This is a genomic window from Domibacillus antri (assembly GCF_001936625.1).
Classification (GTDB): Bacteria; Bacillota; Bacilli; order Bacillales; family Domibacillaceae; genus Domibacillus; species Domibacillus antri.
The window spans coordinates 36,786-51,461 of the sequence record NZ_MSDU01000010.1 but is presented as its reverse complement, the minus strand read 5'-3'; the positions used below and the strand labels follow the sequence as shown (position 1 = coordinate 51,461).

The 14,676-nt window shown below is 44.7% G+C and carries 14 protein-coding genes; 13 read left to right on the top strand and 1 reads right to left on the bottom strand.

What is annotated here, in order from left to right:
• The 5 genes from BTO30_RS06650 to yyaC all read left to right on the top strand — a co-directional run bounded on the left by BTO30_RS06650 (position 1) and on the right by yyaC (position 5,513).
• Positions 1–1,050, top strand: coding sequence for a zinc-dependent alcohol dehydrogenase (locus tag BTO30_RS06650; protein WP_342743384.1), 1,050 nt, complete (start codon positions 1–3; stop codon positions 1,048–1,050).
• Positions 1,047–2,807 carry a thiamine pyrophosphate-binding protein gene (locus BTO30_RS06645; protein ID WP_075397939.1) on the top strand — a complete coding sequence of 587 codons (1,761 nt, stop codon included), beginning with the start codon at positions 1,047–1,049 and terminating at the stop codon, positions 2,805–2,807. Before BTO30_RS06650 ends, BTO30_RS06645 begins: the two co-directional genes overlap by 4 nt.
• 37 nt (positions 2,808–2,844) lie before the next feature.
• A complete protein-coding gene (locus BTO30_RS06640) occupies positions 2,845–3,684 on the top strand; it encodes a sugar phosphate isomerase/epimerase family protein (RefSeq protein ID WP_075397938.1) in 840 nt (279 codons plus the stop codon).
• A gap of 202 nt (positions 3,685–3,886) precedes the next feature.
• Positions 3,887–4,846: a 2-hydroxyacid dehydrogenase gene (locus BTO30_RS06635; RefSeq protein ID WP_075397937.1), complete on the top strand. Its 960-nt coding sequence runs from the start codon at positions 3,887–3,889 to the stop codon at positions 4,844–4,846.
• A gap of 64 nt (positions 4,847–4,910) precedes the next feature.
• Positions 4,911–5,513 (top strand): spore protease YyaC, encoded by a 603-nt coding sequence (gene yyaC, locus BTO30_RS06630; protein ID WP_245796361.1) that lies wholly within the window; start codon positions 4,911–4,913, stop codon positions 5,511–5,513.
• Positions 5,514–5,646: 133 nt separating this feature from the next.
• On the opposite strand, the gene BTO30_RS06625 is transcribed toward yyaC, so the two are convergent.
• Entirely contained in the window at positions 5,647–6,330 is a 684-nt protein-coding gene (locus BTO30_RS06625) for a GntR family transcriptional regulator (protein WP_075397935.1), read from the bottom strand.
• A gap of 402 nt (positions 6,331–6,732) precedes the next feature.
• Between BTO30_RS06625 and BTO30_RS06620 the strand changes: the two genes are divergently transcribed.
• The 8 genes from BTO30_RS06620 to BTO30_RS06585 all read left to right on the top strand — a co-directional run bounded on the left by BTO30_RS06620 (position 6,733) and on the right by BTO30_RS06585 (position 14,648).
• Positions 6,733–7,932 (top strand): CaiB/BaiF CoA transferase family protein, encoded by a 1,200-nt coding sequence (locus tag BTO30_RS06620; RefSeq protein ID WP_281248596.1) that lies wholly within the window; start codon positions 6,733–6,735, stop codon positions 7,930–7,932.
• A gap of 17 nt (positions 7,933–7,949) precedes the next feature.
• Positions 7,950–9,224, top strand: a complete 1,275-nt coding sequence (locus BTO30_RS06615; protein ID WP_075397933.1) for a 3-isopropylmalate dehydratase large subunit — start codon at positions 7,950–7,952, stop codon at positions 9,222–9,224.
• A complete protein-coding gene (locus BTO30_RS06610) occupies positions 9,225–9,722 on the top strand; it encodes a LeuD/DmdB family oxidoreductase small subunit (protein ID WP_075397932.1) in 498 nt (165 codons plus the stop codon).
• A 22-nt stretch (positions 9,723–9,744) separates the two neighbouring features.
• Positions 9,745–10,641, top strand: coding sequence for a hydroxymethylglutaryl-CoA lyase (locus tag BTO30_RS06605; RefSeq protein WP_075397931.1), 897 nt, complete (start codon positions 9,745–9,747; stop codon positions 10,639–10,641).
• Between the two features lie 26 nt (positions 10,642–10,667).
• Complete coding sequence (locus BTO30_RS06600; protein WP_075397930.1) at positions 10,668–11,423, top strand: maleate cis-trans isomerase family protein; 756 nt, start codon at positions 10,668–10,670, stop codon at positions 11,421–11,423.
• 197 nt (positions 11,424–11,620) lie between these two features.
• On the top strand, positions 11,621–12,292 hold the full coding sequence (locus BTO30_RS06595; protein ID WP_075397929.1) for a GntR family transcriptional regulator: 672 nt from the start codon (positions 11,621–11,623) through the stop codon (positions 12,290–12,292).
• Positions 12,293–12,334: 42 nt separating this feature from the next.
• Positions 12,335–13,624, top strand: a complete 1,290-nt coding sequence (locus BTO30_RS06590) for an SLC13 family permease (protein ID WP_075397928.1) — start codon at positions 12,335–12,337, stop codon at positions 13,622–13,624.
• Between the two features lie 28 nt (positions 13,625–13,652).
• On the top strand, positions 13,653–14,648 hold the full coding sequence (locus tag BTO30_RS06585) for a quinone oxidoreductase family protein (RefSeq protein ID WP_075397927.1): 996 nt from the start codon (positions 13,653–13,655) through the stop codon (positions 14,646–14,648).
• Positions 14,649–14,676 lie beyond the last annotated feature (28 nt).

Sequence of the window (14,676 nt, the reverse complement as noted above, 5' to 3'; positions counted from 1 at the left end):
ATGAGCATGCTGGAGCGGGAATTAGATAAGAAGTCGGCGGTGAACAAGATGCGAAGTCTTTACTTGGCAAAACCGGGCGAAATTTTGATTAAAGAGGACAGTGCCGCCCGGAAACCTGAACATGATGAAGTGAAAATTAAATTACTATATGGCGGCATTTGCGGGTCGGATATCGGGGTGTTTAAAGGGAAAATTGCCCATGCCTCGTATCCGGTTACGCCGGGTCATGAATTGCTTGGCACCATTATTGAAAAAGGATCAAGTGTGGATGCCGCAGTCGGAACACGCGTAGTCGTTCAGCCGAATTCGTACTGCGATGAATGCGGGCAGTGCCAAAAAGGAAAAACAAACCTTTGCCTCAACAAAAAATCACTCGGTGTTAATACAGACGGAGGTTTTGCGGAAGAATTTACGATTTCTTCTAAATACATTTTGCCGGTGCCGGAATCTTTATCGGATGAGCGCGCGGTATTAATTGAGCCATTTGCGGTTGTTGTGCATGCATTTAAACAAGTGAACATTACGAAAGGAACATCGGTTGCAGTCATTGGCTGCGGTACGGAAGGCCAGCTGGCCATCGCGCTTGCTTCGCATCTCGGTGCGGAGATTACCGCGATTGATATAAATGAGGATAAATTGAACAGCGTTTTTGCTTACGGCAATATTCAAACGTCGACGCCGGATGCTGTCACAGAAAAGATGAAGTTTGATGTGGTGATTGAAGCCGCCGGTGTAAGCCAGGCTGTTGAACAGGCAGTCGACGTTGTCAAACCGGGCGGCAGCATCGTCTTGATCGGCTTAACAGCGGAAGCCACATTGCCGATTTTAAAAATTGTCCGTAACGAAATCTCGATTCACGGCAGCATTATTTATCACTTCCCGGTTGATTTTGCAGAAAGTGTTCAATATTTAAGTCTTCCGGAATTTGTGATCGAGCCGGTTATTGCGGATATCGTACCGTTTAATGAGTATGAACGAGCTTATGAAGCAGCGGTTTCAGGGCAGTACGCGAAAATTATTTTGAACTTTAAGGAGGATTCACAGAAATGAAAGAATTAGTCTCCCGTCAATTAGTCAAATATCTCGAAGACCGCGGTGTCGAGCATATTTTCGGCCTTTGCGGCCATACGAATATCGCCGTGCTGACAGAGCTTGAAAAAAGTTCAATAAAATTTATTAACGTCCGTCACGAACAGGTGGCATCTCATGCGGCTGATGGCTACGCGCGTGCGAAAAAGAAGACATCAGTCGTACTCAGCCATGTTGGGCCGGGCCTGACGAATGCCGCAACAGGTGTCGCCAACGCGGCGCTTGATTCCATTCCAATGGTTGTTATCGCCGGCGATATTCCAAGCCATTATTACGGCAAACATCCGCATCAGGAAATTAACCTGCATGCGGATGCATCACAGGTTGAAATTTACCGTCCGTTTGTAAAACGGGCGTGGCGGGTAGATCGTCCGGATCTTCTTCCGGAAATTATGGAAAAAGCATTTCAGCTTGCCGAGAGCGGCAATCCCGGGCCGGTTCTTGTTTCCGTACCGATGGATATTTTCTCGAAAGAAATCGATACAGCGTTGTTCGAAAAGCAAAAACATCATACAAAAGCGCTTCAAAAGCCTTCCATTGATGATGAAACAGCGGAAAAAATTATCAACACACTGCTTGATGCGAAAAATCCTTTAATTTATGCAGGCGGCGGTATTTTACTCGCCGATGCAGCACAGGAATTGACCGAATTCGTGAACCATTTTGATCTACCAGTGGCACATTCTTTGATGGGAAAAGGGGCAGTGGCGGATGACAATCCGCTTGTACTTGGTATGACCGGTTTCTGGGGAACAAAATTTATTAATGATAAATGTAAAGAAGCAGATTATATTTTTGCTTTGGGTACACGTTTTGCCGAAGCGGACAGCAGCTCATGGGAAGAAGAATGTACATTTAACTTCCCGCTGACAAAACTCATTCAAATTGATATTGACCCCAACGAAATCGGCCGAAACTACCCAGTGGAAATCGGCGCTGTGGCGGACTTAAAGCAAGCGCTTACAGTGTTGAACCGCGCGGCAAAAAGAATCGCTCCGAAAGGCCGTCAAAATGAAGCATTGAAAGCTGAAATTGCAAAAAACAAACAGGAATTCAAAGACAGCAATAAAGAATTTATCGCGGACAACTGTTTCCCGATGCAGCCGCAGCGCATTCTCGCTGAAGTGCGTGAAGTATTGCCGCGCGATGCTTTTATTACAACGGATGTCGGCTGGAACAAAAACGGTGTCGGCCAGCAGTTTGATATTTATGAGCCGGGCACGATTTTGACGCCGGGCGGATTTGCGACGATGGGCTTCGGAGCACCGGCCGCACTTGGTGTAAAAGTAGCCCAGCCGGACCGGGTTGTTGTTTCACTTGTCGGCGACGGCGGCTTTGGTCAAAACCCGGCGCTTCTGGCAACAGCCGCGGAAGAAAATATTCCAGTCATCTGGGTCATCATGAACAATTTCGCTTTCGGTACGATTGCCGGCCTGCAAAAAGCCCATTATGGCACCACACTCGGCACACTGTTTATGAAAGACGGGGAGCCGTATTCACCTGATTTCGCGGCGATTGCCCGTGCTTACGGTGTAGAAGGCATTAAAATCGAAAAAGCAGAGGAATTCAAACCAGCGCTTGAGAAAGCCATTGCGTCCAACAAGCCGGTTGTCATTGATGCAGCAATGCTGAATAATCCAGTACCAACGGCCGGCCACTGGAACATCATGGACATTTATTCACCGGACAAAAAGGTCCACCACGTTTCGACTAACTAACATATGGTTATCAACGTACGATTGGAGGATAAAGCAGATGGCAAACCAATTTTCTCTCGCCTATTTGACAGTGCTTGGCTGTCCGCCTCCTGAAATGACTTATATCGCCGCCAGAACCGGATACGATTTTGTCAGCTTCCGGCCGATCCATATGGGTGTGCCCGGAGAACATGATGTGTCATTGACAGAAAGTAAAGCGCTGCTGAAAGAGACGAAAAAAGCACTTGCCGATACAGGAATAAAGCTTCTCGATATTGAACTTGCACGCATTTGTGATGGAACCGATCCAAAAAGGTATCTGCCTGCGATGGAAGTCGCGGCAGAACTTGGCGGACGCCACGTACTCAGCAGTATTTGGACAAAGGAACGTTCATTTGCGGTCGAACGCTTCGCGGAGCTGTGTGACTTGGCGAAACCATTCGGGCTGACCATTGAGCTGGAATTTGTTCCGATTGCAGGCGTCTCGACTTTGGCGGGAGCCCTGGACATTCTTCGTTCTGCAAAACGGGAAAATGCCGGTCTTATGATTGATGTTCATCATTTTCACCGTTCAAAGGAAAAATTAGAAGATCTTGATGTGGTGCCCCGCGAATGGTTCCGTTATCTTCATCTTTGCGATGCGCCTGCTGACATTCCGGATTCTCAAGAAGAGATGACACGTATTCTTCGCGAAGAGCGCCTATATATAGGTGAAGGCGGCATTGATGTGGCAAGTATCGTGAACCGCGTTCCGCAAGTTCCTTATTCAATCGAACTGCCGAATACGAAGCGTGTTCAAGACCTTGGATATGAGACGTTTGCACAGCGCTGTTTAGAAACAGCAAAGGCCTATTTCAATGCGCATCCCCATCCGGTTGATGTCCCATATCAAATTTAGCGTGATGGTGATTTTAATAACATAAACACGAAACCCCTGTTCTGATTTTAGAACAGGGGTTTTTATTATGACCGGGAGCAAAATAGTATAAGCGTGGGCAACATTCATCTAATCGGGAGGAATGGGACTCACCATGGTACAATAATGGAAGAGAAATCAACAGCCGTATTGACATGCTGTGAAAGACGAAAGGGTGTGCAAAATGAAGCCAAAAGTAGTTGTTTATAAAAGAATGAGTGAAAAAGTGCTCGATTACATTCGCGAGTCGTGTGAGGTTCACTATTTCCCGGGTTATAAAGAAGAATATGAGGCTTTTCTGGCGGCATTAAAAGAGGCGGAAGGTGTTTTAGGGTCAGGCTTAAAATTTGATGAGGTTTTGCTTGATCAGGCACCGAAATTAAAAGTGATCTGCAATACATCGGTCGGTTATGACAATCTCAACATTCCGTTATTGAAAGAACGCGGTATTTTGGCATCGAATACACCCGGCGTGCTGAACGATACAGTTGCGGATACGATTATGGCACTCATGCTGGCAGCGGCGAGGCGCATCACAGAACTCGATCAATTCGTTAAAACAGGCGGCTGGTCGGAAAATGGGTTTTCGCAGCAGCAATTCGGCATCGATGTCCACCATAAAACGTTAGGCATTATCGGCATGGGCGGCATTGGTGCAACATTGGCAAAACGCGCTCACTTTGGCTTTGATATGAACATCCTGTATCATAACCGCTCCCGTAATAAAGCAGCGGAGACGGCCTATCACGCGGCATATTGTACGATGGATGAACTGCTCGCAAAATCTGATTTCGTGTGCGTATTGACACCGCTCACTTCACAGACGGAAAAATTGATAGGCAAACGGGAATTTGAAAAAATGAAACAGACAGCGGTTTTCGTCAACGCTGCCCGTGGTAAAGTAGTCGATGAAAAAGCACTGATTGAAGCCCTCCAGGCAAATGAAGTATTGGCTGCCGGACTCGATGTCTTTGAGAAAGAGCCGACAGATCGAAGCAACCCGCTGCTCAAAATGCCGAACGTTGTCACGCTTCCGCATATCGGCTCAGCGACGGCGGAAACAAGAATGAAAATGGCGCAGCTGGGCGCTGAAAATTTGACGGCCGGTGTTCATGGCAAGAAACTGTTGACGCCAATATATTAAACACGCTGTCCTAATATAATGATTTTGAACAGCATTTTCCGATAGAGCATGGGGAATAGAGGGGATGAAAATGTTTCTGTTTTGGAACAGAAAAAAGAGAGAAGGTAATGGCAAGAGGATATATGGTATAAAATGGGGCGAACATATAGATAAGCAGCAAATGGAGATCATTGCTTGTGAACTCCAAAACATTTTTCAAAAGACCGCTTCAAGGGAGATCGTTATTTTGTGCATAGGTTCGGATCTGTCTATAGGTGATTCCTTAGGTCCTTTAGTGGGAACAATACTGGAAGAAAAGCAAGTTCCTTATCACGTATACGGTACATTAAAAGAACCTGTTCACGCACAAAACATAACAAATATAGTCAACAAAATTCATAAACGGTTTAAGGACCCATTTATTTTTAGTATCGATGCTTCTTTGGGGAAGAATAGTGAAATTGGGTATATTTCCTTGGAAGAGGGGCCTCTTACTCCAGGAAAAGCCCTAAAAAGAAATTTGCCGAATGTGGGGGACTATCATATTAAAGCCATTGTCAATGAGATTGATCCGTCCTCACCAACGAAATTTTTAAAAGAAACCAGATTATATATGGTGATGAATCTTTCAAAAATCATTGCAGAAATGATTGTTCAAACAGCAGCATTGAAAAGTCCGTGTAAATGAAAAAAATACGGCTGCTTAGCCGGATGGTGAATATCGGATTTAGGAAGGTGACGGCGGCACCTTCCGTTTTTTTTTATAACCTTCCACAAATCCCGCCGTACAACCTTTTTTAATCATTTCCAAAAGCAGCGGCTTATTTTGAGGTGACCTCTGATTGATCGTGCTGCTCATTTAACGCTGTGTTGGCTATTTCTAAACTTCGCTGAATATGCAAACGCATTTCGTGTGCGGCTTTTTCCGGGTTTCGTTCCTTCATTCCTACATAAATGCGTTCATGGTCATTCACCAGATCCTCAAAGCTTTCGGGACGGTCCCGTAAGATGCAGTTTCGTATATAGAGAACTTTAGCGCTTATGACTTCAAATAATTGAATGAGCTGCTTATTCTGGGATGCAAGCGAAATAATATCATGAAATTGCTGATTATATTGAATGAGTTTTTGCGTATTGTTTATTTTTAACGCTTCTTTGGAGTTTTTAATTATAATCTGTAATTGATCTAATTGTTTATCTGTAATATTTTTCGCTGCGAGTGTGGCCGCCAGAGATTCAAGGCTCTTCCGGCATTCGTATATGTCTAAAATATCTTGAGCGGCAGGGTTATAAACAAATAAGCTGCTGTCGTGCTGAACAAGTAAATCATCCTTTGTCAGCATTCGAAATGCTTCCCGGACGGTTCCTCTGCTTACTTTAAGTTTTTCTGCTAACTTGGTTTCAACGAGGCGTTCACCAGGCTGGTATTCCCCCTCCATAATCATGGTTTTAACGATTTGGTAAACCTGACTGTGAAGCGGCTCATTTTTCTTTATTTCATTCATTCAAATCCCCCTACGATATACAAAAATGGTTTATAAAGGTGTTTTCTATTGATATTGTGACGATGAGCCGGCAAGCCGCTTTTCATTAATATTCAAAGAAACGTGAACCGGCTTTAGCTGGTTCCTTATAACGTAAGTTTACATTAATTCATTGGACAGTCCAAGTGATTGAAAAGAACTTTAAAATAATTTATCGTCGACGGTTGACAGTTAACTGATAAGGTTGTAAGATAATAAAAAATGAAAGCGATTACTTACTTTTGCTGTGTTTGAATGCCTAATCTTTTTTGAAAGTGTAAAAATATTAGGGATTTCATCACTCAAACCGGACATGTATGGAATGTGTTTGAATTCATTCAATGAATAACTGAGGATAAAACTCGAAATCGGGAGATGATTGAATTGGGGAAAAAAGCACTTGAAGGATTGCGCGTGCTGGAAATGGGGCAATTGATTGCGGGACCTTCCGCTTCCCGGCTGCTGGCGGAATTTGGCGCGGAAGTGATTAAGGTGGAGTCTCCGAAAACGGGTGATCCCATACGCGCATGGCGAGTGGTTGAGAATGGAACCAGCCTTTGGTGGTATGTGCAATCCCGAAACAAAAAATCTATTACGATTAACCTTCGTGAATCGGAAGGACAACAATTAATATGTGAGCTTGTCAAAGAAGTGGATATTCTAATTGAAAACTTCCGTCCCGGAACAATGGAAAAATGGGGGCTTGGATACGAAGATTTAAAGGCTATCAACCCACGTTTAATTATGATTCGCGTATCGGGTTATGGGCAGGATGGTCCGTACCGTGATAAAGCGGGATTTGGTTCCATTGGAGAAGCAATGGGAGGACTTCGTTATATTACCGGCTATCCGGACCGCCCGCCTACACGTGTAGGCATCAGTATCGGTGATTCCCTATCGGCCCTTTATGCCGTTATCGGCGCATTAATGGCCGTTTATCACCGGGATACGAAAGGAACGGGAGAAGGGCAGGTTATCGATGTTGCGCTCTATGAATCGGTCTTTAGCCTGATGGAAAGCACGCTTCCGGAATTTGACCGCGCAGGGTTAATCCGTGAAAGAACCGGCAGCACATTACCGGGCATTACACCGTCTAACACGTATATATGTGCAGACGGGAAGTATGTGGTCATTGGAGCAAATGGAGATGCGATTTTTAAACGCCTTATGAATGTGATGGGTTACCCTGAAATAGCCGAAGATCCTCGTTTTGAAAACAACACAAAACGATCTGAGCATGCAGACTATTTAGATAAATTGATTGAAGAGTGGACGAAGAGTATGCCTTTTACTAAAGTGATGGAATACTTGGATGAAGCGAAAGTGCCGGCAGGATCTATTTATTCGATTGAAGATATTGTGAATGATGCGCATTATCAAGCCCGTGAAATGATCCGCGAGGTGGCAGTTGAGGGATTAGGCACGCTGAAAATGCCTGGAATTGTCCCGAAAATGAGTGAAACGCCAGGAGAAATTGAGTGGGCTGGACCAAAGCTGGGACAGCATACCGACGAAATATTGAAAGAAAAAATTCATCTGTCCGACGAGCAAATTAACGCGTTGAAGGAGCACGGGATTATCTGAAAAGGGGATGATGGAGTATGGGCATGACCATGTCAGAAAAAATTCTCGCCAAAGCGGCCGGACGTTCTGAAGTGAAAGCGGGAGAAATTGTATGGGTCAAGGCAGATATTGCCATGATGCATGACTTGCTGGGACCGTGGTTAATAGACGGAGGGTTTCGCCGTTTAGGCGGGCAATTGTTCGACAAGGAAAAAGTAGTCGTTGTGTCTGATCACTGTACGCCGCCTGCGACAGTACAGCAAGCTGATATCTTGAAATTCACGCGTGACTGGGCAAGAGAGCAGGATCTTCCTTATTACTACGAGTTCGAAGGTCCTTGCCATCAAGTCATTGTCGAGCATGGTCATGTCCGACCGGGGCGTTTAATTCTCGGGACGGATTCCCATACATGCATGGCGGGGGGACTCGGTGCTTTTGCGACCGGAATTGGTTCCACCGAAATGATCGGCGTTTTATTGACCGGGGAAACGTGGATGAAGGTGCCCGAAACCATTAAAGTAGTCTGGGATGGGGAACTGCCGCATGGTGTTTATGCAAAAGATATCGTCCTTAAAACCATCAAAGACATTGGACATGCCGGTGCCACGTATCAAACCCTTGAGTTTTCCGGAAGCGCGATTAGAGGCTTGTCTATGGATGAACGGTTGGTTTTATCCAATATGGCAGTTGAAGCCGGTGCCAAAACCGGATTAATTGAACCTGATGAAAAAGTCATTGAATTTCTGCGATCCAAAGGAGCAACGGATGAGATTGAAGATTTATTCAGTGATGAAGATGCTTCCTATTCGCGTATATTGCACTATAATGCATCCGAGTTGGAGCCGCAGATAGCTTGTCCGCACGAAATTGATAATGTGCATCCTGTCAGTGCAGTGGAAGGGAAATCAGTCGACCAGGTTTACTTAGGGTCCTGTACAAATGGCCGCTTAAGTGATTTGAGAATTGCGGCTGAAATTTTAAAAGGAAAGAAAATTGCCAAACATATTCGCTGCCTCGTTGTGCCGGCTTCACAGCACATTTGGATGGAGGCGAACAAAGAAGGCATCTTAAATATATTGACGGAAGCAGGATGTATCGTCAATATGCCTTCGTGCGGAGCGTGCGGCGGCTTTACAAGCGGCGTGATCGGTGCCGGAGAAGTGGTCATGTCCTCATCGAATCGTAATTTCCGAGGGCGCATGGGAAGCCCGGATGGGGAAGTGTATTTAGGCTCCCCCGCAACTGTTGCCGCAACCGCGATTGAGGGGAAAATTGCCGATCCGCGTAAATATCTTTTACAGGGGGTCAGGTAAATGTCGTTGATTATTCGTGGACGTGTATGGAAGTATGGAGACAATATTAATACAGATATCATCTCACCTGGTCAATATATGAGTCAGCCTGTAGAGAAACAGGCGGAGCATGCGATGGAAGCGATTGATCCGGAATTTGCCAAAAAAGTGCAGCCCGGCGATATTCTTGTGGCGGGTCATAACTTCGGCTCGGGTTCAAGCCGGGAAACGGCCCAAATGGTATTGAAATATCATCAAATAGGGGCCGTTGTCGCCACCTCGTTCGCCCGTATTTTTTACCGGAACTCTATCAATGTCGGTCTGCCGGTTGTGGATATGAAAGATACGTCTATGATCCAAGAAGGAGACGATGTGGAGATTGATTTTTTGGAAGGGAAAATTATCAATCACACTCAGGGAACGGAATATCAAGGGACGAAACTGCCGGAACATTTAATGGAAATGGTACAGCTTGGCGGACTGGAACCTTATTTAGCTAAAAAACTCGGCATCTCTTAAATTGGGAAGGAGGATTGTACGCATGGATTTGCCAAAAAAAGTGGAAATCATCGAAGTGGGCCCGAGGGACGGTCTCCAAAATGAAGCGAATTTTATTCCGACAGAGGATAAAATCAATCTCATTAATAAGTTGAATAAAACGGGCATTAAGAGAATGGAAGCGACATCTTTTGTTCATCCCGTTTATGTTCCTCAAATGAAGGACGCGAAAGAAGTGCTGGAAGGAATCGATCAGGATCCCTCTATTCAATATATGGCCCTGATCCCAAATGCAAAAGGGTATGAGCGGGCCATCGAAAATGGTGTGCGCGCATTATCATTGGTTGTTGGGGCAAGCGACAGCTTTAATTTGAAAAATGTAAAAATGACCAGGGAAGAATCGATCCGAAATTTTGAAATTGTGATTGCAAAGGCGAAAGATAACGGTATTTTCATTCGTTATAATATTGCCACTGCGTTTTGGTGCCCATTTGAAGGGAAGGTGGATCCCGGCATCGTGCTGGAAATGGTCCGGCGGATAGATGCTTCCGGCGCAGATGAAATCGTCATTTGCGATACGATTGGGAGGGCGAATCCGCAGCAAGTATTTGAGCTGTTGAGCCGTATTTCCGATTTAAAGCCAAAAGCGATGATCACCACGCATTTTCACGATACATATGGCTTAGCCCAGGTGAATGTCATAGCCGCTCTGCAAGCGGGTGTTACCAGATTTGATACATCGATTGGCGGGCTGGGCGGATGCCCGTTTGCGCCGGGAGCGGCAGGCAATGTCGCAACAGAAGATGTTGTCTTCATGCTGCATGAAATGGGGATTGAAACAGGGATTGATCTGCAGGCGCTCCTTACTTGCGTCGAGCTGGTCAAGCCTTTAACAGACCGTGAACTAACCGGTCATTTTCATAAAGTTAAAAAACTATAAATTTGAAATTATTAGGAGGAACAACAATGAGTAAAAATTATCGAGTAGGATTAATCGTACCAAGTTCAAACACAACAATGGAAACAGAAATTCCGGCAATGCTTCATTCAAGAATGCAGATCAATCCGGAAGAAACATTTACATTCCATTCAGCCCGCATGCGTATGATGCACGTGAATGCAGAAGAATTGAAAAAGATGGATGTGGACAGCGACCGTTGTGCGGTTGAACTTTCGGATGCCCGCTGTGATGTATTAGCCTATGCGTGCTTAGTTGCGATTATGTGCCAAGGACCGGGATACCATGAAATTTCAGAAGAGCGGCTGGGCAAAGCAGTAGAAAAAAATGGCGGACCAGCTCCAATTGTCAGCAGCGCCGGCGCATTAATTGAAGGATTAGAAGCGATTGGAGCTAAGAAAGTTTCTATCATCACGCCTTACATGAAGCCGCTGACACAAACAGTAATCGAATATTTAAACGCGGCAGGAATTGAGGTCATTGATTCCATCAGCCTTGAAGTTGCAGATAATCTGGAAGTTGGCCGTCTAAATCCGCTTAACCTGATCGATCATGCTGATAAGTTAAATATTGAAGGAGCGGATGCCGTTGTCTTATCCGCTTGCGTGCAAATGCCTTCCCTCCCAGCTATTCAAGCTGTGCAGGATCGTCTTGGAGTGCCGGTTCTATCTGCCGGAGTGGCGACGGTGTACAAAATTCTTAAACAATTAAACTTGAAGACTGAGGTTCCGAACGCTGGTCATTTGCTGTCTGGTAAATTTTAAGATCGGAAACAGTGAAACGAGTTTGAAGTAATGAGAGGACGGCGCAAAAATCGCCGTCCTTTTTAACACGCCAATAGGCAAAGAATGATGAAGAAAAAATATTTTGTGTAGACGGTTGACAGTAAACAATTAACACTATATAGTATTAATAGACTGAATATTTTAAAAAGATAATCAGTACAGAAGGGGGTGTAAGGATGCAGGTTATACGTCTGGAGCCGCTTCATGAACAAGTCTATCAAGCATTTCTCACGGATCTTTTGGAAGGACACTATCAGCCGGGGGAACGATTGGTGGAAACAAAATTAGCCAAAACATTTGGCGTGAGCAGGGGGACGATTCGGGAAGCTATTCGAATGCTGATTAAAGACGGACTTTTAACCCAAAATGAAAGCGTTGTCTACATTTATAAACCCGTATTACAGGATGTGATTGATCTGTATCAATGCCGGGAGAGGCTGGAATCGCTTGCTGCCAAATTAGCGGCAATAAATAAGACAGAGGCTCTTGAGAAAGAATTGAAAGAAGTTTTAATCAAATCCACGCAAGCCTTATTAGAAAAAAACACTTCGCTAGTAGTTGAATTAAACACACAATTTCACGAACTGATTATTACGGCTTCCCATAATTATCAGCTGATTGGGCTTCTGGCGTCAATCAGAACAAAAAGTTTATATATGCGAAATAATATTCTTCGGGACTATTATATTTCAACTAATCGAGGAAGTTATATTCAAGACCATGAACAAATCTTCAAGGCTGTTAGTGAAAAAGATCCAAGTAAAGCTGAAACAGAAATGAGCAATCATATTAAAAATGATTTAACTGCTTTTTATAATTTATTTGAAAAGCAAAAAATAAATATTTAAAAATCTATGAGTCATGCATGATCTCTTTAGGAGGAAAATTATATGAGTTTAGAACTTATCACCATTCTTGTACTTTTGGCCATGTTCATTATCGGCTCCGTTATTTCGGTCAATATGGGTATTTTAGGTATCGTTGCCGCTTTCGTCATCGGTACATTCGTCAGCGGACTGAGCATTGATGAAATCTACGCTGCTTTCCCGATTGACATGTTTATTCTATTAGCCGGTGTTACCTACTTGTTTTCCATAGCTCTAAACAACGGGACACTTGATTTAATTATTTCCGGAGGACTCCGGTTAGTGAGAGGCAACGTTGGATTGCTGCCATGGGTTATGTTTGCACTCAGTGCCTTGCTGGCTGCTGTGGGTGCTTCGTCTGTTGCGATTGGCCCGATTCTCTTTCCAATCGCGCTAAGACTTGCTTTTCAATACAATATTAACCCGATTTTGATGGGGACATTAATTTCTACGGGGATGTACGCAGGTGCGTTTTCACCGCTTAATATTTTTGGATTAGTTGTAAACGGTATCATGGAATCAGAAGCCATTCCTCATTCACCAATTATGTTATTTGTAAATACATTTATTTTTTATGTACTCATTTCTTTGGTTGTATTCATTGCATTTGGTGGACTTCGATTGATGAAAAACAGCACTAATGCTCAAATGGCCGCTGCGGCTACAGTAGATGGAAGTGCGATCAGTGCAGGAGATGTATCAGAAAACAACGGGGCATTATGGTATCAGATCGCGACCCTTTTTGGTATTGGTTTTCTCATCACGATGGCTCTTGTATTCGAAATGAATATGGGCTTTGGAGCTTTTATGGTGGGTCTTGCGTTGGCATTGATGGCTCCTAAAAAGCAGGGGGACATTATTAAGCAAATGCCGTGGGGCGTTATGCTTATGGTAACGGGTATCATGACTTACGTAGGTGTTATGGAACATATCGGCGCGATGGATTATATGACTGAACTGATTGCCAGTGTAGGAAATCCTGTACTTGCTTCTCTGATGGCATCATATGTAGGCGGTGTCATTTCAGCCTTCGCTTCGACAACAGGCTTCCTGGCCGCGGTAATCCCGCTTTCAGCGCCAATTTTACAGGATCCGAGTATGTCGGCTATCGGCGTTGTTTCAGCGCTTGCGGTTGCAGCCAGTGTTGTTGATATTAGCCCATTTTCCACAAACGGTGCGCTTATGCTCGCGAATGTTCAAGGCGTAGATGAACGTTCATTTTTTAGAAAACTTTTACTTATTGCCGGCCTTTTCATCGCACTTGGACCAGGCCTTGCATGGCTGATCTTCGTATTGATCGGAACACCATGGTAAAAATATAATTGGTTAGGAGATATCTAAAATGAAAGCGGTTGTTGTTACCGGATTTGGCGGACCTGAAGTATTGACATATACGGATATTGAGAAACCTTCAATTCAACCGGAACAAGTATTAATCCGTGTTGCAGCAACCGGCGTTAATTTTGCCGATATTAAAGCACGGCAGGGAAATTATCATGGGGCGGGGCATCCGCCCTTTATTCCAGGATTGGATGCTGCCGGGACGATTGAGGAAGTAGGTTCCCGGGTACAGCATTTAAAGGCTGGACAACGGGTCATCACTTTTCCGAAAAGCGGATCATATTCGGAGTATGTCATTGCTGATGAGAAGCTTACGTTTGTTATTCCCGATCATATGGAGTTTGATACAGCGGCAGCCTGTCCGACGGTTTCTTTTACATCCTATAAGCTTCTTGCCGATGTAGCGCGGCTTGAGCCCGGTGAAACGGTTCTCATTCATGCGGCCGCGGGAGGAATCGGCACGACAGCGATCCAGCTCGCCAAGATTTTAGGGGCAGGCCGTGTCATTGGCACAGTCGGTCATGAAAGCAAAATGGCCGCTGCAATGGAAGCCGGAGCGGATCATGTCATTTGCTATGAAAAAGAAGATTTCGCGAAAAAAATCAATGATTTAACCGATGGGCAGGGTGTTGACGTTATTTTAGATTCTGTCTCAGGCTGGGTGACAGAAAAGAGCCTTACTTGTCTGGCAAAGTACGGAAGGTTAGTGAATTTCGGTATTTCAGGTGGAACAGCAGGGCAAATAAAGACAACGGATTTACATTCAAGCTGCCGGTCCGTTCTCGGTTTTAGTCTGGGAACAACTAGAGAAAACCGCCCGCATCTCTTACAGGATACAGCTAACCACGTGCTTCCTCTTTTAGCGGACGGACGTTTAAAAATGAAGATTGGGGAACGTTTTTCATTGGAAGAAGCCGCTAAGGCGCATGAATGGGTGGAAAGCAGACAAAGTACAGGCAAGATTTTGCTGGAGCTGAAGAAGCCTGAATCGGACTAATGTTAGCCTGGTCAAATCAGCTGATTAT